This window comes from Celeribacter baekdonensis (assembly GCF_900102315.1).
In the GTDB taxonomy this organism is placed as follows: Bacteria; Pseudomonadota; Alphaproteobacteria; order Rhodobacterales; family Rhodobacteraceae; genus Celeribacter; species Celeribacter baekdonensis.
Map to the genome: position 1 here is coordinate 305,310 of NZ_FNBL01000002.1, position 22,555 is coordinate 327,864.

25 protein-coding genes and 2 tRNA genes are annotated in these 22,555 nt (G+C 59.6%); 11 read left to right on the top strand and 16 right to left on the bottom strand.

Annotation, left to right across the window (positions count from 1 at the left end):
• Positions 1-2: 2 nt before the first annotated feature.
• Genes BLT54_RS05675 through ureG form a run of 3 tightly spaced genes read left to right on the top strand, consistent with a single transcriptional unit; the run spans position 3 to position 1,861 of the window.
• Positions 3-575, top strand: coding sequence for an urease accessory protein UreE (locus tag BLT54_RS05675; RefSeq protein ID WP_083351705.1), 573 nt, complete (start codon positions 3-5; stop codon positions 573-575).
• Entirely contained in the window at positions 568-1,203 is a 636-nt protein-coding gene (locus BLT54_RS05680) for an urease accessory protein UreF (RefSeq protein WP_074642094.1), read from the top strand. The genes BLT54_RS05675 and BLT54_RS05680 overlap by 8 nt, the downstream gene beginning before the upstream one ends.
• Positions 1,204-1,246: 43 nt before the next feature.
• Entirely contained in the window at positions 1,247-1,861 is a 615-nt protein-coding gene (ureG, locus tag BLT54_RS05685) for an urease accessory protein UreG (protein ID WP_074642496.1), read from the top strand.
• Between the two features lie 119 nt (positions 1,862-1,980).
• Here ureG and BLT54_RS05690 read toward each other — a convergent pair whose 3' ends face one another.
• A complete protein-coding gene (locus BLT54_RS05690) occupies positions 1,981-2,991 on the bottom strand; it encodes a hypothetical protein (RefSeq protein WP_083351706.1) in 1,011 nt (336 codons plus the stop codon).
• Positions 2,992-3,395: 404 nt separating this feature from the next.
• On the bottom strand, positions 3,396-3,611 hold the full coding sequence (locus tag BLT54_RS05695) for a hypothetical protein (RefSeq protein WP_074642097.1): 216 nt from the start codon (positions 3,609-3,611) through the stop codon (positions 3,396-3,398).
• A gap of 179 nt (positions 3,612-3,790) precedes the next feature.
• On the opposite strand from BLT54_RS05695, the gene BLT54_RS05700 reads away from it, so the two are divergent.
• Together BLT54_RS05700 and BLT54_RS05705 are read left to right on the top strand one after the other, a co-directional pair.
• On the top strand, positions 3,791-4,063 hold the full coding sequence (locus BLT54_RS05700) for a DUF2312 domain-containing protein (protein WP_009570805.1): 273 nt from the start codon (positions 3,791-3,793) through the stop codon (positions 4,061-4,063).
• A 10-nt stretch (positions 4,064-4,073) separates the two neighbouring features.
• Positions 4,074-4,778, top strand: a complete 705-nt coding sequence (locus BLT54_RS05705) for a hypothetical protein (protein WP_074642099.1) — start codon at positions 4,074-4,076, stop codon at positions 4,776-4,778.
• Positions 4,779-4,803: 25 nt separating this feature from the next.
• Here the strand turns inward: BLT54_RS05705 and BLT54_RS05710 are convergent, their stop codons facing one another.
• Positions 4,804-5,769, bottom strand: coding sequence for a hypothetical protein (locus tag BLT54_RS05710; protein ID WP_143026752.1), 966 nt, complete (start codon positions 5,767-5,769; stop codon positions 4,804-4,806).
• A gap of 252 nt (positions 5,770-6,021) precedes the next feature.
• On the opposite strand from BLT54_RS05710, the gene BLT54_RS05715 reads away from it, so the two are divergent.
• Complete coding sequence (locus tag BLT54_RS05715) at positions 6,022-7,596, top strand: ABC transporter permease (protein ID WP_245707961.1); 1,575 nt, start codon at positions 6,022-6,024, stop codon at positions 7,594-7,596.
• A gap of 74 nt (positions 7,597-7,670) precedes the next feature.
• Positions 7,671-7,746, top strand: a tRNA-Thr gene (locus tag BLT54_RS05720).
• Positions 7,747-8,081: 335 nt separating this feature from the next.
• On the opposite strand, the gene BLT54_RS05730 is transcribed toward BLT54_RS05720, so the two are convergent.
• The 6 genes from BLT54_RS05730 to BLT54_RS22490 form a co-directional block, all read right to left on the bottom strand.
• The gene (locus BLT54_RS05730) at positions 8,082-9,383 is read right to left on the bottom strand and encodes a sigma-54-dependent transcriptional regulator (protein WP_074642105.1); all 1,302 of its coding nucleotides are present in this window, start codon (positions 9,381-9,383) and stop codon (positions 8,082-8,084) included.
• Entirely contained in the window at positions 9,380-11,149 is a 1,770-nt protein-coding gene (locus BLT54_RS05735; RefSeq protein WP_074642107.1) for an ATP-binding protein, read from the bottom strand. The genes BLT54_RS05730 and BLT54_RS05735 overlap by 4 nt, the downstream gene beginning before the upstream one ends.
• Positions 11,146-11,511 carry a DUF1850 domain-containing protein gene (locus BLT54_RS05740; RefSeq protein ID WP_245707956.1) on the bottom strand — a complete coding sequence of 122 codons (366 nt, stop codon included), beginning with the start codon at positions 11,509-11,511 and terminating at the stop codon, positions 11,146-11,148. Before BLT54_RS05740 ends, BLT54_RS05735 begins: the two co-directional genes overlap by 4 nt.
• 11 nt (positions 11,512-11,522) lie before the next feature.
• The gene (locus tag BLT54_RS05745; protein ID WP_074642111.1) at positions 11,523-13,601 is read right to left on the bottom strand and encodes a TRAP transporter permease; all 2,079 of its coding nucleotides are present in this window, start codon (positions 13,599-13,601) and stop codon (positions 11,523-11,525) included.
• Positions 13,602-13,676: 75 nt separating this feature from the next.
• Positions 13,677-14,636, bottom strand: coding sequence for a TAXI family TRAP transporter solute-binding subunit (locus BLT54_RS05750; protein WP_176832830.1), 960 nt, complete (start codon positions 14,634-14,636; stop codon positions 13,677-13,679).
• Positions 14,637-14,999: 363 nt separating this feature from the next.
• A tRNA-Tyr gene (locus BLT54_RS22490) sits at positions 15,000-15,083 on the bottom strand.
• Positions 15,084-15,251: 168 nt separating this feature from the next.
• Between BLT54_RS22490 and rlmB the strand changes: the two genes are divergently transcribed.
• A complete protein-coding gene (rlmB, locus tag BLT54_RS05755; RefSeq protein ID WP_074642505.1) occupies positions 15,252-16,040 on the top strand; it encodes a 23S rRNA (guanosine(2251)-2'-O)-methyltransferase RlmB in 789 nt (262 codons plus the stop codon).
• A 204-nt stretch (positions 16,041-16,244) separates the two neighbouring features.
• A complete protein-coding gene (locus tag BLT54_RS05760; RefSeq protein WP_074642508.1) occupies positions 16,245-16,676 on the top strand; it encodes a CoA-binding protein in 432 nt (143 codons plus the stop codon).
• 10 nt (positions 16,677-16,686) lie between these two features.
• Here the strand turns inward: BLT54_RS05760 and BLT54_RS05765 are convergent, their stop codons facing one another.
• From BLT54_RS05765 to hisA, 5 genes are all read right to left on the bottom strand, one after another.
• Entirely contained in the window at positions 16,687-17,196 is a 510-nt protein-coding gene (locus BLT54_RS05765; RefSeq protein ID WP_074642114.1) for a YcxB family protein, read from the bottom strand.
• Positions 17,197-17,213: 17 nt separating this feature from the next.
• A complete protein-coding gene (locus tag BLT54_RS05770) occupies positions 17,214-17,528 on the bottom strand; it encodes a phosphoribosyl-ATP diphosphatase (RefSeq protein ID WP_009570786.1) in 315 nt (104 codons plus the stop codon).
• A gap of 10 nt (positions 17,529-17,538) precedes the next feature.
• Entirely contained in the window at positions 17,539-18,336 is a 798-nt protein-coding gene (gene hisF / locus BLT54_RS05775; RefSeq protein ID WP_009570785.1) for an imidazole glycerol phosphate synthase subunit HisF, read from the bottom strand.
• A gap of 179 nt (positions 18,337-18,515) precedes the next feature.
• A complete protein-coding gene (locus tag BLT54_RS05780; RefSeq protein ID WP_074642116.1) occupies positions 18,516-18,968 on the bottom strand; it encodes a DUF2867 domain-containing protein in 453 nt (150 codons plus the stop codon).
• A 79-nt stretch (positions 18,969-19,047) separates the two neighbouring features.
• Positions 19,048-19,770 (bottom strand): 1-(5-phosphoribosyl)-5-[(5-phosphoribosylamino)methylideneamino]imidazole-4-carboxamide isomerase, encoded by a 723-nt coding sequence (hisA, locus tag BLT54_RS05785; RefSeq protein ID WP_074642119.1) that lies wholly within the window; start codon positions 19,768-19,770, stop codon positions 19,048-19,050.
• Between the two features lie 164 nt (positions 19,771-19,934).
• Between hisA and BLT54_RS05790 the strand changes: the two genes are divergently transcribed.
• Complete coding sequence (locus BLT54_RS05790; protein ID WP_074642122.1) at positions 19,935-20,321, top strand: DUF2147 domain-containing protein; 387 nt, start codon at positions 19,935-19,937, stop codon at positions 20,319-20,321.
• A 66-nt stretch (positions 20,322-20,387) separates the two neighbouring features.
• Here BLT54_RS05790 and hisH read toward each other — a convergent pair whose 3' ends face one another.
• Together hisH and hisB are read right to left on the bottom strand one after the other, a co-directional pair.
• Positions 20,388-21,026, bottom strand: a complete 639-nt coding sequence (gene hisH / locus BLT54_RS05795; protein WP_074642124.1) for an imidazole glycerol phosphate synthase subunit HisH — start codon at positions 21,024-21,026, stop codon at positions 20,388-20,390.
• Between the two features lie 42 nt (positions 21,027-21,068).
• Positions 21,069-21,656, bottom strand: coding sequence for an imidazoleglycerol-phosphate dehydratase HisB (gene hisB / locus BLT54_RS05800; RefSeq protein WP_074642126.1), 588 nt, complete (start codon positions 21,654-21,656; stop codon positions 21,069-21,071).
• Between the two features lie 316 nt (positions 21,657-21,972).
• On the opposite strand from hisB, the gene BLT54_RS05805 reads away from it, so the two are divergent.
• A complete protein-coding gene (locus BLT54_RS05805; protein WP_218129372.1) occupies positions 21,973-22,542 on the top strand; it encodes a response regulator in 570 nt (189 codons plus the stop codon).
• The last annotated feature ends 13 nt before the right edge of the window (positions 22,543-22,555 follow it).

The window sequence follows — 22,555 nt, forward strand, 5'->3', positions numbered from 1 at the left end:
AAATGAGCGCGATGAAAGCCTTTGACGTGCTGCCCGGTGGCGGCTCTGGGGCCATGAACGCAGTCAGCGACACCGTTGCGTTAACCTATGATCAACGGTTGGTGCGCCGTAAAAAGCTGATGACAGCGGCGGGGGAGGCGATTTTTCTCGATCTGCCTCAAACCACCTCGTTGCTGGCCGGCGATGGTCTCCGGCTTGAGGACGGGCGGATCATTGGTGTGGTGGCCGCAGAGGAGGCGCTTTTGGCGATCACGGGCGACACGGTGACACGCTATGCATGGCACATCGGCAACCGCCATACGCCCTGCGAAATCGCGCCGGATCGGTTGGTCATTCAGCGTGACCCGGTGCTGAAGGCGATGTTGGAACAGTTGGGGGCCGAGGTGAACGACATTGTTGCGCCGTTTAACCCGGAAGGCGGGGCCTATGGCCATGGCCGCACGATGGGTCATGACCATGGCGGACATGACCGGGCGCACGCGCATGGAGCGCATGGAGCGCACGCGCATGGCGGGCATGACCACCATCATGACCATTCCCACGCCCACGATCATCCCCATGACTCCCATGACTGACCAAAGCCTGCTCACCCTGACCCAATGGCTCTCGCCGGCGTTCCCTTTGGGTTCTTTCGCCTATTCCCATGCGCTGGAATTGGCGGTCACGGAGGGAGTGGTGAGCGATGGTGCAAGCCTTGAGATGTGGTTAACGCTGACGCTGCAAAAGGGCGGGGGCCGGGTTGATGCCTGGCTGTTGTCAATGGTGGTGCAAGGCGCGGATGCCGATGAGATGGCGGCGCTGGCGGAGGCTTTGGCGGGCACGCGCGAGCGTTGGAGCGAGACCTATGAGCAAGGCGCGGCCTTTGCCAAAACCGTGGCCCAGATGGGCGGTGTCGCGGCCCCGGCACGGGCTTTGCCGGTGGCGGTGGGGGTGGCGGCACGCGCGCTTGATCTGCCGGTCAAAACGGTGATCTCTCTTTACCTTCATAGCTTTACCTCCAATCTTGTGTCCGCTGCCGTGCGCTTTGTCCCTTTGGGGCAGGCGGCAGGGCAGACGGTGTTGTCCAATATGCACAGGGTGATTGCCTCAGTGACCGACGAGGCGTTGTCAGCGACGGAGGCGGGGTTGACGACCGGGGCTTTTGCCGCCGACCTGATGGCGGCGCGGCACGAAGACATGGACGTGCGCATTTTTAAAACCTGAGAGCGCATCAGGATCACCACTTAAGATCAACAGGAGACAGATGATGGCATCCCCAAACGGACCTTTGCGCGTTGGAATCGGCGGCCCAGTGGGGGCGGGCAAAACCACATTGACCGGGGCTTTGGCCAAGGCTTTGTCAGAGACTTACTCGGTCGCGGTGATCACCAATGACATCTACACCCGCGAGGATGCGGAGGCCTTGATGCGGCAACAAATCCTACCGATGGAGCGCATTCGCGGCGTGGAGACGGGCGGTTGCCCGCATACGGCGATCCGCGAAGATGCCTCGATCAACTTGGCCGCCGTGGCGGATTTGAACGCGGCCTTCCCGGATCTCGATGTGATTTTGATTGAAAGCGGCGGCGACAATCTGGCCGCGACCTTTTCGCCGGAACTGGCGGATTTGACGATCTATGTGATCGACACCGCCGCAGGCCAGGACATTCCGCGCAAACGCGGGCCGGGGGTGACACGGTCTGATTTATTGGTCGTGAACAAGGTCGATCTTGCGCCCTATGTCGGCGTCGATCCGGATCTTTTGGAGGCGGACACCAAACGCGCGCGTGGGGAGCGGCCTTATATCATGGCCTCGCTGCGCAACGGTTTGGGCGTGGCCGAGGCGGTGCGGTTTGTCGAAGACGAGGGCGGGTTGGGATAGGCGAGGGGGCTAAAGCGTTTTGCCTTTGATCTGAGCCAGATCATAGGTGAAACGCCCACACCATCGACGGCTCGTGAGCCTTTGCTGCATGTCCTGATTCAGGAAAAATGCAAAAGGCTTTAGGCGTCCAGCCCCTCTGCCTCTTTTTCCCACGGCAATGTCACGCCTTTCTCTTCCAAAGCGGTTGTCGCAGTTTGCAACGCACGGCGGAACCGGCGTGCGCCGGGGCGGGTTTTGACCACATGGCGGCACAAAAGCGCGGTTTGCATCGGGCGATTGTCCGGGGCCAATTCGCCCAAAAGCCGCCGCAAATAGCCCAAATGCTCGCGCCGCATCCGCAACGCCTGTGTCATGCGGCGTTGATCGAGATTGCCCTGCATCGCGGCCACAAGGATCGGCGCCAAAGCCCCCATTTCCATCATCTCAAATTCCGGGTCGGTGCCAAACAGGCGGCAGGGGACGCGGGTGACATGGGGTTGATGGAACAAGGCGGCGTGCATCGCGTCCATTTCGATCTTTGGATCATAGAGGACAAAAGCCCGATCCGCGCCATCGACCATATCGGGGGCAAAGCCATAGCGGGAGGTGAAATCCATGCGCCGAGTGGCCGGGAAACGCGGGTCCCATGAGGCCAAACGGCCATCCAGAGTGGCTTGGGGCGCAATGGCGATCACGGTCGCGCCGGGGGCGACCACGCAATAGGCCGCTGCGGCATAACCACAGGCACCGGCACCGTAAAACACCACCTGATCGAAATCTTCAAAAAAGCCTTCGTCGACAAGACGGTCGAAATAGCGGGTGATTTCAGGGGCGCGGAACCAGGCGTTTTTGGGGTCAGGACCATGGGCGATCAAGGTGAGCGTGGACCAGCCGTGATGGGCGGCCAGCATCATCCCGTGCGGATAGCCCAGATCGGTGCGCTCGGTGGCGCGTTCATAGGTGTCAAAACAGACCAAAAGCCGGGGTTTCTCATCAAGGAACGCGGCCGAGAAATCGGAGCCGAGCGGCTGATAATAGCCGAGCTCTTCGGACAGATCCTCAATCGCCTCGCACCATTCAACGCGCGAAAAATCGGAGATGTCTTCTAAATCGGCCACGGCCTTTTGCAGGTCAGTCTCCAGATCATCCATCGTGCGGGTCTCTCCTTACGTCGCGTTTCACCGGCGTCACGCGGTTCATGGTCTTTGCGTTACGATCTTTTCAGTCACCGTAACACGCCTCTGCTGCCTCGCATATCCGCCCCTCTTGCGGGGCCGGGTGTGTGGCATCAGAAAGCGTGAAATTGGTTAATGACCTGTTATCCAAATAGGGTGTTTTGGCGGCGATCAAAAGAAATTCTCTGGGAGATACGCGGACTGTTGCCCATGGCGAAACGATGTGCGTTTTGGCAACGTTTTGATGACGGAGCGCTGTGAGTTGTGGCAAAGAGAGGGAGCGTTTGGAGAAAGAGGCGACTCGTTTTGGATCAACGCGGGTGGCCCACGCGGGGCCACGTCGTTGTGCGCATGCTCACCCTAAAATGTTGTGCGCATGCTCACCCTAAAATGATGCCAATCGTCACCGCACCAAGGCCAATGGCGGAAATCATCAAGGCGACAAGATTAAGCGCCACGACCTTTTGCAAACGGGCACGGATGTCATCGTCGGTGCCGCCGATTTTTTTGGCCTTCAAAGCCGCAATGATGCAATAGATCAACAGCGCCACACCCAAAAGCGCAAGGGCTGCACCGGTCCAAATCAGCCACTCCATCGGGCTCTCCTTTATCCGTCCAAAACTCTTTGGCTTTCGCCTAGCGGCTTCGGCGACATGAGGCAAGTCTGTGGTGGCAAAAGAGCGCCGCCATGTGCGATCCGAAGGCTTGCTTTGGGGCACCCGGGCGGGTAGGGATCAGGCTCATTTCGACATTTGCGCATCAGGAAGGTCCCGACATGATGGACGACGAATATACCCCCGGCCCCGACAGCTCTTACCGTGTCACGGCAGAGGAGCTGCGCCAGTTCATCGAACGCTTTGAGCGTCTTGAAATGGAGAAAAAGGACATTGCCGATCAACAAAAAGAGGTGATGGCCGAGGCCAAAGGGCGCGGTTACGACACCAAGGTGATGCGTAAAATCATCGCGCTGCGTAAGAAATCCTCGGATGAGATTGCCGAAGAAGAAGCCATTCTCGATATGTATAAAGAAGCGCTGGGCATGAGCTAAGGCGCGTCCCGTGGCTTGGGGCAGGACCCGGCGCTGGGGTCAACGCCTTGTCCTGTCCCTGATCGCGCTGAGTGCGGGGTTTGGGATCGGGCTTTTGGCGCTTGGCTATACGCCGGTCCTCGCCGCGTTTTGCCCCGGATGTTTTGGCTTTCAAACCATTGGCCCAAATGTGTTCAGCGAGGTCAATACCCCGGCGGCGGATCAGGAATTCCTGCGCCGTTTGGCTCTGGCCGAAGCGCGGGTGAGTGCGGCGTTTGGGCCGGTGGCGACCGATAAGCGTCCGCGTATTTTCCTGTGTTATACCCAGACCTGCAACACCGTCATGGGCGGGCACCACGCCCGTGCCCTGACCTATGGTGCGCAGTTGTTTTATTTGGGTCCGACCGGGCATGACACGGAAATCATTGCCCATGAATGGGCCCATGTGGCGCTGCACCGCCAGATTGGAGTGCGCGCTCTGCGGCATTTCCCGGCTTGGGTGGACGAGGGCATCGCCACCTATGTGTCGCGCGATCCGCGGTTTGATTTGAACCCTGTAAGCTGTGATCCGGGGGCGGGCGCTTTGCCACAGACGGCGGCGGAATGGCGTCACTCAGACGGCGCGCGCGAGGCGGTGTTTTATGGCCAGGCCGGTTGCCGTGTGGCGCAGTGGGTCCGGGCACATCCGGTCAGCGGTCTGGAGGAGTTGTTTGCGATGCGCATGTCGGCTGGCTGACGGTCCTTGCTTGGGCAGCGCCGAGTCAGGGTGCGATGAAATGCACGCCTTCCATCGTCTCGATCAGATCAAGGTCGTCCTCGTAAAGCTCCGTCAGACGTTCGATCAAAGCCTCATCCCAACCCGGCAGATCAATCTCTTCCTCAAGCGCGTCTTCGTCGACGTATTTGTCGAGAAAAGCCGTCAAAATCCGCCGACGTTGCACTTCGTTTTGCGGCCGATGGGTGTTGAGATAGGTGCGCAGGCGTTTCATGCCCTCGCGTTTCATGATCGTCGCCAAAATATCAAGCCCGCCTGAGATCGGCACCATCGGCCCGATCCCGGCGATGTCACGCATGATCTGTGCCCAGGTCAGCGGTGTGTCCTCATAGGCGAAACAGGTGACCGCGGCATTCGGGCAGGATTTGCGGATCAGGGTCAACACATCCGACCAACGCAGGCTCTCAAGATCGGCGGTGTCGATAAAGCTTTCATAAGTCAGATTGGGGCCGCATTGGCTGAATGCGGCGGGGATAAACGTCGCCGGATTGCGCAGGCCGATAAAGAATTCGACCTCATGATCGGCAAAGACATTGCACAGCCAAGGCAATTTGAAACTGGCCTTTGTGTACAATCTGCCCTTGTCAAAGATAAAGGCGGGAAGGCAAATCACATCCTCATAGCTTAGCACCAGCCGCGCACAGTCATCGCTTTCGAGCATGTGGTCGAGCAACATCTCCTGAGTCTCGGGCGTGGCGCGGGCACTTTTGACCTTGCGCATCACGTCGGGGAGCACATCACGGTAGAGCGACGGGTTCGGCACGGCAACGCCATGATCGGCCAAAACGGCTTTGTTTTTCAACAGCCCTCGCATGAGTTGCGCCCCATTGGTGCTATGTGCCCCGATATGGATGGAGATGATCATGGGTTTGGCTGCTTTCCTGTTTTGCTCTGATCCAGTGCGGTTCCACAGCCGCCCGGTTTGGCCCCCGGTTTGGCTATGGTGCAACATGTGCCCCTCTGTCACCGCTCTGTGGCGGTGTTTGGGACGTGCCCCAATATAGGCAGTTTTCTGGACAGGGAAACCGATTTCGCTTATGGCTCCGGAATGACCAACCAAATGACTCAGTTTCCGCCGCAAAGCCTCCCATGTTCCGAGGCTCAGCCCGAGCCTCGGCCCGAGCCTCGACATGGCGCGCTCACCCGTGTGTCCAAGGTTTCGCCTTGGTCGGTGGGGGCCTTTGTGATTGCCGCTGTGGTGTTGATGCCGCTTATGGCCGTGATCTGGATCGCCTTTCATCCCAGTGACAATATCTGGCCGCATCTGTTGGCCACGACCTTGCCACGTTATCTGGCAACAACGGCATGGTTGGCCTTTGGTGTGGCCGCTTTGGCGGGGGCTGTGGGCACAGGTGCGGCGTGGCTTGTCACCATGTATCGCTTCCCCGGCTCGCGCGCGCTGGAATGGCTGTTGCTTTTGCCCTTGGCGATCCCGGCCTATGTCGGCGCCTATGCTTTGGTCGATTTCTTTGAATATGCCGGGCCGGTTCAAACCTTGATGCGTCAGATTTTTGGCTGGCAAAGTTCCCGTGACTATTGGGTGCCGGAGATCCGCTCTTTGGGCTCCGCGATCATCGTTTTGGCCGCCGCTTTGTCCCCCTATGTCTTTCTTATGGCGCGTGCCGCTTTTCGCGAACAATCCGGATCGGTTTATGAAACCGCGCGCGCGCTGGGGGCGGGGGCATTTGCGCGGTTTTTCCGCGTCGGCTTGCCCTTGGCGCGTCCTGCCATTGCGGCGGGCACGGCGATTGTGATGATGGAAACGGTCTCAGACTATGGCACGGTCAATTATTTTTCGGTCCAGACCCTCACCACCGGCATTTTCTCCACATGGCTTGAGGGCGGCAATGCGGGCGGTGCTGCGCAAATCGCTTCGGTGGTGTTGGTTGTGGTGTTTCTTTTGGTCGGTCTTGAAAAAACCTCGCGCGGGCGGGCGCGGTTTCATTCCGGTGCGCGCCATCCCCGTCCAATTTCTCAGATTCAACTGGTCGGTTGGCAGGGGCTTTTGGCGACGTTGTTATGCGCCGTGCCGTTCTTGATCGGTTTTGTGTTGCCTGTGTCCGTCATGGGCTATCACGCGTTGGGCGAGCCGGATCAATGGCTGGCCCCGGGGCTTTTGATCGCGCTCAAAAACACCTTGGTCGTGGCCGGGTCTGCGGCGGTTTTGACCGTGCTTGCGGCGCTGTTCATGGTCTACGGCGTGCGCATGACCGGGCGCAAATTGCCTCGGATGATCCTGCCTTTGACCACGCTGGGTTATGCCGCCCCCGGTGCTGTTTTGGGCATTGGCATCCTGATCCCGCTTGCAGGCCTCGACAATATCGTCGCCGATGCGATCGAGGCGATGACCGGGCGCGATGTCGGCCTGTTGCTCACCGGCTCCGCCTTTGCCATCGTGCTGGCCTATATGGTGCGGTTTTTCGCCATCGCCCAAGGTGCCGCCGACGCGGCGATGGGGCGGGTCGCACCCTCCCTGCCAATGGCGGCACGTTCGCTGGGCCAAACCCTCGGCGGGACGTTGCGCCGGGTCTATGTGCCGCTGATCCGAAGCTCCGTCGGCACCGCCCTTTTGCTGGTCTTTGTCGATTGCGTCAAGGAGCTCCCCGCCACGCTGCTGCTGCGCCCGTTCAACTACAACACGCTCGCCACCCGGGTGTTTGAAAAGGCTTCGCTTGAACATCTCGAAGAGGCCTCGCCAGCCGCGCTTTTGGTGATTTCCGTCAGCCTGTTGGCGGTGATCCTCATGGCCCGCTCAGAAAATGCCGCCGATTTGACCTGACGGGACATGTCAGTGAATTTTCCGTCACAAATCGCTTGCACCCGCGAAACCCAACGCTTAAATGAGCGCCGTGTGCCCCTATAGCTCAGCTGGTAGAGCAACTGATTTGTAATCAGTAGGTCCGCGGTTCGAGTCCGTGTGGGGGCACCATTTTTATCAGTAAAATCAATATTTTGCGTAATCACTCGGCGTTCGCGTTTATTCCGTTTTTAAAAATGGGAAGCACGGGGATGTAAGAATCTCGGTGTGGTTTGTGGGCAACGTAGTTTTCGTAAAAGTTTGTGGGACTCTGTCTGCGCTAAGCGGATGCTCAATCGGATAAATTTTCAAACGTTGATTGGAGGCAAGCCAGTGAGTGCATATGGGGGAGAATGTGAAAATATCTGCGCCTTTAAACTGGCCGTTACGCACCTCGCCATCAAACATGTCTTTGAACGCCTGAGCGTCGATCAGTTTCTTCCACTCGGGCGCAATCACGGGAGCCTTCAAACGCGAATTTGATAGCGCGCGATCTTGTCGTTGAGGGTGCGTCGCGCGATGCCCAAGGCCTGCGCCGCGCGTTCCGTATTGCCGCGGCACCGTTCCAAAGTCGCGGCGATTTCACGTGCCTCATAGGCCGCAACACGGTCTGCCAAACTGCCCGCCTCTTGCGCTGAGGGTGCCGCCTCAGGCAGATCCAACCCCAAGGCAAACCGCTCCGCCGCCGCCTTCAACTCGCGCACATTGCCCGGCCATCCGCGCTTTGCAAGGTGCTGGCGAAACCCGTAGGAGATTGCAGGCGTGTCCCGCCCATACCGTGCGGCCGCCGCTTGCACGAAATGGCTGAACAAAAGCGTGATATCGTCGCCCAAGCCGCGCAGCGGGTCGAGGGTGATCTGCGCACCGGCCAAGCGGTAAAACAGATCGGCGCGAAAGCTGCCATCAAGCGTTCGCTTGCTCAGGTCGCTCTTGGACAGCGCGATGATCCGCAGATCGAGCGGGCGCAGCACATTCTCGCCAAGTCGCTCCACTTGTCGCTCTTGCAAGGCCCGCAACAGCTTGGGCTGCAATGCTGCGGGCATCGCCTCGATTTCATCGAGAACCAGCGTGCCGCCCGCCGCCGCCTCCAGCTTACCGATTTTATCGTGCGCGCCCGGAAAGGCCCCTGCGACATGGCCGAACATTTCCATCTCGAACAGGCTTTCCGGCAGCGCCGCGCAGTTCACCGCAACGAAAGGTCCCTGCGCGCGCGGGCTGGCGGCATGAAGCGCGCGGGCCACCAATTCCTTACCCGTGCCGGTCTCTCCGGTCACGATCAGATCCAGATCGAGCGGCCCCAATGCCGCGATCCGATCCCTCAGCGCGGTGATCGAGGTGGATTGCCCCAGAATCTCCGTGCTGTCACGCGCGGCAATCTGGGAGCGAAGCTGCGCCAATTCGGCCCGCATCTGTCCCGCTTTGAGGGCCCGCGCGATCACCGCCATCAGATGCGAGGCATCATAGGGTTTTTCCAGAAAATCCTCGGCCCCCTGGCGCATCGCGCGCACCGCGTGCGGCACATCGCCATGCCCTGTGATCACGATCAGTGGCAGATCCGCCGCGCGGTCTTTCCACTGACGCAGCACCTCGAACCCGTCCATACCCGGCATCCGCAAATCGGTAACGACCAGATCGGGCACGCGCTGCGTCGCCAGTGCCTCTGAGCCGTTCAAAAACCCCTGTGCATGGTAGCCGCTTGCCTCGATCAAATCACAGAGAGCCGCGCAATGATCGACGTCATCCTCGACCACATGGATCATTGCCGTCATGCCACATCCCCCTGATATCTTGGTAAAATCGCCGTCATCACCGTTCCCGTTTCCGGTGTGGAGCAGATCTCGAAACGCCCGCCGAACTCGGCCAGGATCGCCTGTGAAATCGCCAGTCCGAGGCCCAGCCCCTCGCTGTTGGTCTTGGTCGAGAAGAATGGTTCTGTCACCCGCGCGAGATCTTCGGGCGCGATGCCGGTCCCCGTGTCGCTGACCGAAATGAGCAGTTCACCCGCCCTCTCCTCCAGCGTCACTTCGATCTTGCCTCCGGCCTCGCCTTCCACGGCATCCATCGCATTCAGGAGCAGATTCACCAAGACCTGTTCCAGTCGCACCCGGCCCGCACGCACCAGCATTGGCTCCGCGGGTCGGATCAGCCGCGGCGTCACCCCGACGGCGCGCGCGCGCGGCTGCACCAGATCAAGCGCACTTTCCACCACCAAAACCGCATCAATGACTTCAAGACGTCCCTCCTCTTTGCGGGAAAAGGATTTGAGGTGCTTGGTCGTGCGCTGCATCCGCCGGATCAGATTGCGCGCCGTCTCGATCCGGGGCGCGGTCTTTGCGGGGGCCGTTTGCAATGACAGCTCGGCTGCCGCCAAACTGGCCTCCATCGCCGCCAGCGGTTGGCTGATCTCATGCACGATCGCCGCGGACATCCGTCCGAGGGCGGCCATTTTTTCCGAATGGATCAGGGTTTCCTGGGCCGCGCGCAGCTCGGCCTCGATCTGTCGCCGTGCCTCGATTTCCAGCGCCAGACGTTCCGTGCGCTCCGCCACTTTTCGCTCCAACATATCCGATTGCCGCAGCCTCAGCGTCACCAGTTGCCGCCTTTGACGCTGGATTTTGGCCAGCCCGATCCCGAAACCACATAAAAGCGCCATGCCGGTGCCCCAGCCAAGCGCCGCATAGAGCGCCGGCGTCACGGGTTCTGCCGCGACCACCCGCCAGCCGCCGCTGAAGGCCGCCGAGCGCGCCCGCAGCCGCCCCGCTTGACTGTCGAAAATCCAATCCGGTGATCCGCGTTGCAGCGGCTTTGCCGCCGCCAGATCCACCCCGACATAGGCGCGATCCTCGTCGATCCGGGCCAAAATATCCGGTGTGAGCGGCGCAAGCGGGCGGTAGAGCCAATCGGGTTTGCCGGAGAGGAACACCACCCCGTCCGGGTCAACGACCGCTGTTGCCAAATCCGCCGCGATCCATGCGCGTTCCAATGCGGTGAGGTCGATCTTTACAACAACGACGCCCACATCGGCCCCCGCTACGATCTTGGCGGCGAGGAAATACCCCGGCGTCCCCGTGGTGACGCCAATCGCATAGAACGCGCCATCCCCGTGCGCGATGGCCTGCTGAAAATAGGGCCGGAAACTGTAATCATGGCCGACAAAGCTCTCCGTCAACGCCCAGTTCGACGCGGCCAGTGTGATCCCCACATCATCCATCAGATAGAGATGGCTTGCTTCGGCAAGCGCGGTGATTTTTTCCAGATAGCGGTTGGTGGCGGCGATGCCGAGCGAATCAGCCGGGCTGCGAATGGTCGCGGCGATCCGCGCATCCTGTCCTGCAACCTGCGGCAGATAGCGGAAGCGGTCGATCTCGGTCTCCAAAGCGCGCAGTGTCAGGATCAGGCTTTGTTCCAGGCGCGCGTCAATCGTGCGCAGCGCTGCCCGCCACGCAAGCCCGCCCGCCAGCATCGCGACACAGGTCAGCAGCACCATTCCCGCCAAAGCGGGGCTGCGCGCGCGCCGCACCTGTGTCGTGATCATCCGCCGTCTCCCGCTGGCTCCTCACAAGGTCGTAACACTATAGGCGCGCCTGCGCCCGCGCCAAGGGTCATGCAGTCTGTCCCGCAGATCGTCCAGCCTGAAACCGTCTCCCCCGAGGAGGCAAGCACGAGTTCCTTTACCCCCAAAGGTTTGGGTTCCCAAATCCAGTAGCCGTCTTTGAGCCATCCGTCCGGGCCCGGTTCCATCCCCGCGCCGGACCCTTTGACCGCCGCGCGGCGCAGCCATAGCTTGCCGCCTTCGACCGCCCAAGTTTCGCGCCATGTTTCTTTCTCGACGGAATGTGTCCATTCCAACCGGAATTCCCCCGTGCCACTCAGCGCGAGGGAGAGTGCACCCGCCATCAGGCAAGCGCTCATGTCCGTTTGCGCCACAAGAGGACGGCAAAGGCAAGGGCCAGGCCAAAGCCGATCTCATCCGTGATCGCGAAGGCCGCAACGAGGCAGAAGCCACTTGCCATTGCGATCGCGCGCTCCCAAACCGCGAGTGGTCGCCCGAGCCAGCCGATCACGGCCGCGCCCCAAAGCGCCAGCGCAATCACCGCTTTGGTGATGACATAGGCCACTGCAGGCCAATAGCCGATGGCCTCTGCCATAGGTCCGCCATCCTGCAACATTAACGCAGGCGTGTAGACCGCCATGAACGGCACCACAAAGCCCGCCGCCGCGACCTTGACCGCCTCGAAACTGATCCGCAGCCCGCTTTCCTTCGCAATCGGGGCGGCGGCAAAGCAGGCCAGCGCCACGGGCGGCGTCAGATCGGCCAAAATGCCGAAGTAGAACACGAACATATGGCTCACGAGGAGCGGCACGCCGAGTTCCAACAGCGCAGGCCCGGCGATGGACGAGGTGATGATGTAATTCGGGATCGTCGGGATACCCATGCCCAGCACAATACAGGTGATCATTGTCAGCACCAGCGAGAGGAACAGGCTGCTCTGGCCGACGCCGACGATATATTGCCCGAAAGTATTGGCCGCCCCGGTCAGGGTCATCACGCCGATGATCACGCCGACAAGCGCACAGGCAATCCCCACCGGAAGTGCGGTTTTCGCACCATCGGCCAAGCTGTCACGACAGAGCGCCAGCGTTTCGCGCCCGCCTTTGGAGGCCGCGTTGATGCCGATCAGAATGAGCAGAGCGAGGAGCACAACCTCCAGCCCGAATTTAAAGAACGCCGCCGCAACAAAACCAAGCACGACCCAGAAGACCACGCGGATCACCCCCGCAGGCAGGCCCAAAGCCACTGTCCCCCCAAGGATCAACCCGCCCGTCAACGCCAGACCAACCGTCCCTGCAAAGAGCGGCGTATAGCCCGAGAACAGCAGATAGACGAGCACCCCGAGCGGCAGGATCAGGAACCACCCCTCCTTGAGCGCGCGCAGTGCGGAGGGCATTTCCGCTTTCGAGAGGCCCCGCAGATCGCGTTTGCCTGCCTCTAGGTGCACCATCCAGAACACGCCCATGAAATAGAGGATCGCGGGGATCAGCGCGGCTTTGACCACTTCGACATAGTCAACACCCAAGGTTTCAGCCATCACAAAGGCCACCGCCCCCATGACGGGCGGCATGATCTGCCCGCCCATCGAGGCGGTCGCCTCCACCCCACCTGCGAAGGCAGGCCGATACCCAAAGCGTTTCATCAGGGGGATGGTGAATTGCCCCGTGGTCACCACATTGGCCACACCAGAGCCGGAAATCGTGCCCATCAACCCCGAGGACAGCACAGAGACTTTTGCAGCCCCGCCCATCTTATCGCCCACCAGCCCGAGCGAGACATCGGTGAACAGCTTGATCATCCCTGCCTTTTCCAGGAACGCGCCGAACAGGATGAACAGGAAGATATAGGTCGAGGACACATAGGTCGGGATACCGTAAATCCCTTCGGTTCCGTATGAGAGATGTTCGATCACTTGGCGCATATCATAGCCGCGATGATCGAGCGGCGCGGGCAGATATTCCCCCCAAAGCGCGTAGGACAGGAACAGGCCGGAGATGATCGGAAGCGCAGGCCCCATCAGCATCCATGCGGCCGCAAAGATCGAGGCCAGTGCCACCGCTCCAAAGGCGATATCAATCGGCAGCGGATCACCGGCACGCAGCAAGAGTTCGGTATATTCAGCCCATTGGTAGATCGCGATAGCAACCCCGGCGAGGGCGATCGCATAGCCAAGCGCGCGGCCCAAAGGCCCGTAGCGCTTGGCCAAAGCCAGCAAAGGCATCCCGAGCGCGAGCAGGAATCCGACGTGAATGACCCGCGTCACTTGGCTCGGCAGATCAATCAAATGCGCGGCAATGGAGATCTGAAAGGCCGAAAACGCCACGGCGAGCCAGAAGAGCGCGCGGCCCTCCCGCGTTGCGGGGAAGTTTTCGGTCAAGGGGTCATGCAACCCGAGATCAGCGGTCTGATCGGGGCTGTTGGAAGTCTCTGTCATGGGAATGATCCTTTTGCAAAGGCGGCCCGACCCAGCCGGACCGCCTCAAAAGCGTCAATTGGGAACGTGGAGCGCTTACAGGAGGCCTTGCTCTTTGTAATAGCGTTCTGCCCCCGGATGCAGCGGGATCGGCGAGCCTTTGACCGCGTCTTCCAAAGTGATGCCGCCCGCCGCCGAATGCGCCGCTTTCAGCGTATCGAGATGCTCGAACATCAGTTTGGTCATCTGATAGGCGGTTTCTTCAGACACATCCTCATGCGTCACGAGGAAGTTGACCACAGCCACCGTCGGCACGTCAGCCTCTTGGCCGGCATAGGTTCCGGCCGGAATGACACCCGCAATATAGGGCGCGCCAAGGGCTTCTGCGGTCTCTTTCGGGACCGAAAGAAAGGTGATCTCTTGCGAGGAAGAGAGATCCTTCAACGCCGCATTGCCAAGGCCGGAGGATTGCAGCGTTGCATCCAACTGGCGGTTTTTCATCAGCTCGACCGATTCCGAGAATGGCAGATATTCGAGCTTGCCCAGATTGTCATAGCTCATTCCCGATGCGCCAAAAATCGCCCGCGCGTTCAACTCGGTTCCCGATTTCGCCGCGCCAACGGACAGGCTTTTGCCCTTGAGATCCGCAACTGTCGTGGCACCTGTTTCGCCCAAAGCGGCGATTTGCACGTAGTTCGGATAGATCGCAGCAATGGCGCGCAGCTTGGTCAGCGGTGCTTTGAAACCTGCATCCGCATTGCCTTCCCACGCATATTTTACGGAATCTCCAAGTGCAAAGGCCAGTTCACCCTTGCCCTGTTGCAGCAGGTTGAGGTTCTCGACAGAGGCCTTCGTCGATTGCACCTGCGTGCGTGCGCCCTCAATCCCCTTCCCGTAGAGAGTCGAAAGCGCCACGCCGAGCGGATAATACACGCCCGAGGTGCCTCCGGTCAGAATATTGATGAATTCGCTGGCCTTCGCGGCAGGTGCCGAAGCGACGGTGGAAACGGCAAGTGCTCCGGCGAACAACGCGCCGAACTTGATCTTGTTAAACATTCTTAATCCTCCCAGAAATTACCCCGCCTCCCGCGGGTCCCTGTCAGGGGGCCGCAAATTGCCCCGCCGATCAACCAATTTTATTCGGGTTTTGCAAAAAGCTGGCGGGGCCCCGCCACGGCTCTGGCAGATATTCGCCTCGGACCTGCGCCGCAGCCGCCTTTGCAGCGCCAGAGGGGCAGGTCACGCTACAGGTCACGCTAGGGGGGAGCCCGGTTTGCGCGCATGTGTGGCTTTGGCCGATATCAACGCGCCCGCCGCGCAGGCCAGCGGCGGCAATCGAAGCGGCGGGTGGCCACGTCGCAAGGGACGTCGCAAGGGACGATGCCGCATGGATTTCAGTAAAGAATAAAGGGAGGTAAATGGTGGGCGACCCTGGAATCGAACCAGGCGTGGGTCTCCCCGGCGGAGTTACAGTCCGCTGCCGCACCTTGCAGCCCGTCGCCCACGAAGGATGCCTGAGGCATCAAGGTGCGCATTGCACCGCGTCGTGTGGGGGGCTGGATACAATCGGGATCGGGGGGCGTCAACAGGAAAAATGCCAAAAGGATGCTTGTGCTTGGAGATTGCGCGCGGCAGGAAGGGGAAAGCCTTTTGCAGAGGAAAGAGAGTGCCATGAAAAAGCCCCAGTGGGTCGTCGAAAAAGAGCAAGCCAAGCGCAAAGCGGAGGCTGCGACCGTGTGGTTGTTTGGGCTTCATGCGGTGCGCGATGCGCTGCGCAATCCGGCGCGTGAAAAATTGCGCCTCGTGGTGACCAAAAACGCCTATGACAAATTGGCCGAGGATATTGAGGCCTCTGGCATGGAGCCCGAACTGACCGATCCGCGCAAATTCAACGTGCCGATTGATCCAGGCTCCGTGCACCAAGGCGCGGCACTGGAGGTCAAACCGCTCAATTGGGGTTCGGTCGAAGAGGTTTGTTTGGCCTCGGGTGCGGGCCAAAGCGGCGCGCCGACGGTGGTGTTGCTTGATCAGGTCACCGACCCGCATAACGTCGGCGCGGTGTTGCGGTCTGCCGAGGTGTTTGGTGCCGAAGCGGTGATCGCCACCGCACGCCATGCAGCACCCGAAACCGGGGCCTTGGCGAAAACCGCCTCCGGCGCGCTGGAACGCCAACCCTATCTGCGGGTGCGCAACCTGTCCGATACGATCGTCAAATTGCAGGAAATGGGCTTTGTCTGTCTTGGCCTCGATGGCGAGGCAGAGGTGACATTGGATGAGGCGCTGACGGGCTGTGCGGGCCGGGCCGTGGCGCTGGTGATGGGGGCCGAGGGGCCGGGCTTGCGGCAAAAAACCAAGGAGACGGTGGATCAACTGGTGAAAATCCCGTTTGCGCGCGATTTTGGTTCGCTCAACGTGTCCAATGCCGCCGCTGTGGCGCTGTATGCTGCGTCAAAGCGCTGACATCGGCGTTTGGGGGCGACGAGTTCACATTGTGTTCACGTTTTTCTTACAAGCTCTTAACATCTGAGACGCACACCCTATCTTTGAGTGTGAGACGCGCATCGGAACACGCGCGTTGCTCTCAACTGTCCCTCGTTCCACACCTTATGCCCGGGCCTTGTGCCCGGGCTTTTTTCTTTTGCCAATCTGGGCTATGATTTCTGCATGAGCACAATAGACCAACTGACCGACGCCGACATCATCCGCATCCTGCAGGACACAAAGGTGATCGCCCTTGTGGGGGCAAGCCCGCGCCCTGAACGCCCGTCGCATCAGGTCGGGAAATTTCTGGCGGCGCGGGGTTATAAAGTGATTCCGGTGAACCCCGGGCAGGCGGGGCGCGAGCTGTTTGGTCAGACCTGTGTGGCCTCTTTGTCCGACATTCATGAGCCGGTCGATATGGTCGATATTTTCCGCCGCTCTGAAGAGGTGGCTCAGGTGGTGGACGAGGCGCTACACGCGCTCAAAGGGTTGAAATACGTCTGGATGCAGCTTGGCATCATCAGCGACAAAGCCGCCGCCTTGGCCCGCGCCCAAGGTGCCGAAGTGGTGATGGACCGCTGCCCGGCGATTGAGATCCCGCGATTGGGGATGTGAGGGGGTCCTTCTACCCCCGGCTGGCGGCGATATAGGCTTTGATGGCAGTGAGCGTCTCCGCCATCTCGCCCGCGTCCTTAAAGGCGGTTTTGGGGATTGCAAGACACTCAATATCGGCCAAAAGCAAGGCAATGCCTTCGTTTGTTTGTTCTGCCGCGATGAATGCGTTCCAGCGAAACGTCATGCTGTGCAACGCGCTTTCTTCGGAATATCCATCCTCTGCGAGAGTAAAGCGTGTGCCCGCCAGACGATAGGGAGCAGATTGAAAGCCGGCAAACATCTGTCTGCGCCAGACGAAGCCCGCCCCAAAATACAGCGCTGTAATTGCAAAGATCAAGATCGGGGCAAAGGTCACGAATTTTGACGGATAGGCGAGGGCGCTCCCAAAGAGCAAAGCTATGGCGCCAGCGTACCAAAGTGCACGGGTCCGAATGTACAGGGGGGCGCGTTTGCGATGAAGCTCTGCCAAGCCTTTGCGTATTTTGAAATCGGTGGGTTTGGCAAAAAAGGTTTTGGTCATAAAATCTATCCTAGGTCTTAGGGTTTGCGCGCGGCTTTCTCGGCAATTCCCGAAAGACCCTGACGCCGCGCCAACTCAGTCAAGACATCATCGAGCGCCACATCGCGCGCAGCCAGCATGACCAGCAAGTGATAAAGCACATCGGCGGCCTCATAGGTGAGGTTCTCGCGGTCGTTTTTGACCGCGGCGATAATGGCCTCAATCGCCTCTTCGCCAAATTTCTCGGCGCATTTCTCCGGGCCTTTGGACAGAAGTTTTGCGGTCCAGGAGCTGTCTGGATCGGCGGATTTGCGCGACAGGATGACCTGTTCAAGATCGTGCAGGATGGACATGGAATGTTCCTTAATTCAGCCGCATCGGGATGCCTTTGGCGGCCATATATTCTTTGGCCTCCTGAATCGTGTAATCCCCGAAGTGAAAGATGGAGGCGGCGAGAACGGCGCTGGCGTGGCCTTCGGTGACGCCTTCGACGAGGTGATCGAGCGTGCCAACACCGCCCGAGGCGATCACCGGGATGTTGACCGCATCGGCAATGGTGCGCGTCATCGCAAGGTTAAACCCCGCGCGCGTGCCGTCGCGGTCCATGGAGGTGAGTAAGATCTCGCCCGCGCCTTTGCGCTCAATCAGCTTGGCAAATTCCACCGCATCAATCGGATTTCCCTCCGCATCCAGTGCAGCTTTGCGCCCGCCATGGGTGAAAATCGTCCATTTCACTGGCGTGCCGTCTTCGTCCCACTCGGTGGTTTTGGCGTCAATCGCACAGACGATACACTGGCTGCCAAAGCGGTCGGCAGAGCGTGCGATCACGTCCGGGTCAGCCACGGCGGCGGAGTTGAACGACACCTTGTCGGCCCCTGCCAAAAGCAGATCACGCACATCATCAGGCGTGCGCACGCCGCCACCGATGGTCAGCGGCATGAAACATTGCTCGGCGGTGCGGGTGGCCAGATCATACATGGTGCCGCGGTTCTCATGGGTGGCGTGAATGTCGAGGAAACACAGCTCATCGGCACCGGCCAAATCATAGGCCCGCGCACTTTCAACAGGATCGCCCGCGTCGATCAGGTCGACGAAATTGACGCCTTTGACCACACGGCCATCGGCCACATCGAGACAGGGGATGATACGGGTTTTGAGCATGATGCGCCTATTCGTCCGAGAGAAAGGGGCGTTCGCGCCCCCTCTGGCTTCGCCATTCACCCCCAAAGGTTTCAATGTGGATATTTGGGGACAAAAGAAGATGAAGGTGTCTTTGACGTTTCTTAGCCATGCGCGCGCGGTGATGCAAACATTGGATTGGTGATGCTGCGGTTTCTTGGTCAGCGCACCTGCGCGATGCGGCGCATGGCATCGCGCACGATCAGCACATGAAAGGGTTTCACCAGCATAAGATAGGCGTATCCCAGCGCGTTGTTGCGATGAACCCATGTCGCCATATGGATGTGACCCGCCTCTTGGCGGATGCAGATCCGGAAATTGAGATGCGTGTCGTTGGTCCCGATGATCAGCTCGTCCGCGCCTTCATATTCGACGGGGAAAACGGCCTGCTCACCAACCTCTGAGGTGTTGGTTTTGAGGCCAAAAGGTGTGACGATCCTGTTGCGCAGGGCCAAAAGCGCATCGGCCCAGCCGGGCATGGAGAGGCCGATCTTTGCCGCATCGCGTGGCGACAGCGCACTTTCGACCGCATAGCCATCTATGAAATCGCCTTGGGTGACATGGGACCATAGGCGTGATTGGGCGGGGAGGGGGCGTTTGTGAACCTGTACCATCGTGACGACCTGTGCATTGGGGTTTTGGAACATCAAACGTCACAATGCGCGCTGAGGAAAGGGCGCAGAGTGTCGCGGATCAGCCCTTGAGCACAGCCAAAGCCTGGGCCAGATCAATCGCACCATCATACAAAGCGCGGCCTGAGATCGCGCCATTGAGCGCCGCGCCGCAGTTTTTGAGGTTGCGCAGATCGTCCAGGGACGACACGCCGCCCGAGGCAATCACCGGGATCGACACAGCGCGGGCGAGGGCGGCGGTTTCTTCGACATTAGGGCCTTTCATCGCGCCATCGCGGTTGATGTCGGTGTAGATGATCGCGGCCACGCCCGCGTCCTCAAAGGATTTGGCGAGATCGGTGGCGGTCACGTTGGTTTCTGTCGCCCAGCCTTTGGTTGCAACCATGCCTTTGCGCGCGTCAATGCCGACGGCAACATGCCCCGGAAAGGCCCGTGCAGCCTCGCGCACCAGATCGGGGTTTTCCACCGCCACGGTGCCAAGGATCACGCGCTCCAGGCCCTTGGACAACCACCGCTCGATCGTGGCCATATCACGGATGCCGCCGCCAAGCTGGGCGGGGACTTTGCACTGTTTGAGAATCTCCTCAACGGGTGCTGCGTTCACCGGCTCACCGGCAAAAGCACCATTCAGATCGACCAAATGCAACCATTCACAGCCCGCGTTTACAAAATCCAGCGCCTGAGCGGCCGGGTTTTCATTAAACACTGTGGCTTGATCCATTTCGCCCTTATAAAGGCGCACGGCATGGCCGTCTTTCAAATCAATGGCGGGGTAGAGGATCATCGGGCGCGGCCTTTCATAAAACTGTCGCCGACCCTTTGCCATGAATGTAGGATGAATGCAAAACCTCTTGCGCGCGTGCTGCAATAGGATTTGCCCCAACGTCAGACTTGCCAGATCATAGGTGCCGCTCGCAGGATGCGGACCAGAATAGGGAGGATATATCAATGAAGACATTCGCATTCGCGGCACTTGCTGCTGTCGCTTTTGCCGCCCCGGCCTTTGCCGCCGATCCGGTGGTCGGAACATGGAAAACTCAGGTCGATGACGGGCATTACGCCTATGTCGACATCGCGCCATGCGGGGCCCAGATTTGTGGCACCATCGCCAAGGCATTTGATGCCAACGGCCCGATCAAGTCGGACAACATCGGCAAACCCATCGTTTGGGACATGATGGCCCAAGGCGGCGGTGGCTATGGCAAGGGTAAAATCTGGCAGCCTTCAACGGGCAAAGTGTTCAGCTCCAAAATGGCGTTGAATGGTGACACGCTCAAAGTGGCGGGCTGTGTCGGGCCGATTTGTAAGAAACAGACCTGGACACGGGTGAAGTGATCCAACACAAGGGCCGCGCTCAATCTGGCGCGGCCCTTGTCTTTATCGTGATCTAAATACTCACCTTTACGGCACCCAGCCGAGAAAATTCGACACGATGCGTAGCCCCGCCCGTTGGCTTTTTTCCGGGTGAAACTGACAGCCGATCATATTGTCACGCCCGACAATGGCGGTGATGTCGCCTGCGTAATCGACATGGGCGAGGCGATGCGCCGGGTTTTCGACTTTGAAGTGGTAGGAGTGGACGAAATAGGCGTGATCGCCACTGTCCACGCCATCAAGCACCGGGTGAGGGTGATCGACCACCAGATCGTTCCACCCCATATGCGGCACTTTCAGAGACGGATCGGAGGGGGTGATTTTGACCACCTCGCCGGGAATCCAGTCAAAGCCGGTGGTGTCCTCATATTCACGGCCCCAAGACGCCATCATCTGCATCCCGATGCAAATTCCCATAAAGGGGCGGCCCTTTTGCACCACGGCCTCCTCAATCGCTTCAAACAGGCCGGAATAGGTGAACAGGTGATTTTTACAGGCCGGAAACGCGCCATCGCCGGGCAACACGATGCGGTCGGCCTTGGCCACCACATCGGGTTCCGAGGTCACAACGATGGTGCCCGCACCGCGTTCGCGCGCCATGCGTTCAAAGGCTTTGTGGGCGGAGTGGAGGTTTCCGCTGTTGTAATCAACGAGGGCTGTGAGCATGTCTTTTGCTGTCCTGAAAGGGGGACGGAGAGGGCGCGCGCGTTAGAGCGCGCCTTTTGTGGAGGGCAGGCTGTTCGCCATCCTCGGGTCGATCTCGACCGCCATGCGCAAAGCGCGGGCGACGGATTTAAAGGCGGCTTCGGCGATATGGTGCGAATTGATCCCATGCACCAGATCGACGTGCAAGGTGATGCCGCCATGGGTGGACAGCGCCTGAAAGAATTCGCGCACAAGCTCGGTGTCGAACGTGCCGATCTTGGCGGTCGGGAAATCGACGTTCCAGACCAAAAATGGCCGCGCCGACAGGTCCAGCGCGGTGGCGACCTGGGTGTCATCCATGGCCAGAGCAAAATGGCCATAGCGGCAAATGCCCTTTTTGTCGCCAACCGCCTTGACCAAGGCCTGACCAATGGCGATGCCCGTGTCCTCGACCGTGTGGTGATCGTCGATATGGGTGTCGCCCTCGGCGCGGATCGTCATGTCAATCAACGAATGTCGCGACAGTTGATCGAGCATGTGGTCGAAAAAGCCCACGCCGGTTTGGTTGTCATAGACTCCGGTCCCGTCGAGGTTGATCTCAACCGTGATCTTGGTTTCCGCCGTGTTGCGGGTGATGGTCGCTTGGCGCATGGGGGCCTCATGTTCTGTTCGCGCCCCTTATAGGCCCGCCTTTGGCGTTTTGCCAAGATGGCCTGTGCCACGCCTGTCCCGGACTGACGTTCAAAGAGCTTGAAATCGGGATATGAATCTTCGTTCTCACCGCCATGGTGCGGTTCAGGGGCGCGCTGTCCGAAAATGTGCCGCAGATATGGAACTTGGCACCTTTGGGACAGGTGTTGCCTATGTGGCTCGGTCCCAAAAGGTTTCCAAAAAGTTGAGACGTTATTAGGACTTTGTTAAGCATAATCGCGTTTCATGGAGGGGTTCATAGCAAATGGTGGCCCACATGCGTGTGCTCGTCTGGCATGGTAACATAGAAACAACGGCGCGTTGGCAGGTTGCGTTTGGTCAAAATGGCCATACTGTTCGGCGTGCGCGTTCTTCCGAAACGGCCATGGACTATTTGCGCGCTGAACCCTTTGATATGCTTATTTTCGATTTGGTGGTTGGGCGTGAAAGTGGCCTTGCCGTTGCTTTGATGGCGGAATTTCACCAACCCAACATGTGTTCGATCCTGATCGCGGGCCACCAAGAGGGCACACATAAGGATATCGAAATCGAAAGCGGTCTTTTCGCCCGTCTGGCCAGTTTGCGCTGTGTGCTTGGGGTCGAGACGCCGGTTCGTGATCTGGTCACCATCGCCGAAGAAATCCTGCGCAAGCCGCAGGACAGATGTGACCTGTTGCGCCAAAGCGTCCCGCAGATTTGCGCGTCTTGTGAGGTGAGTGCCGGTTGTCTGGCCCGGTCTGAAACCTCCGTCTCACAGATGGCCGCGCCAGCGGTTCCGATGGTCGCTCCCTTGCGCCGCCGCCGCCAGCAACAGGCACAAAGCATGCTTTCAGAACCGATGTCATAACATCGGACACGCG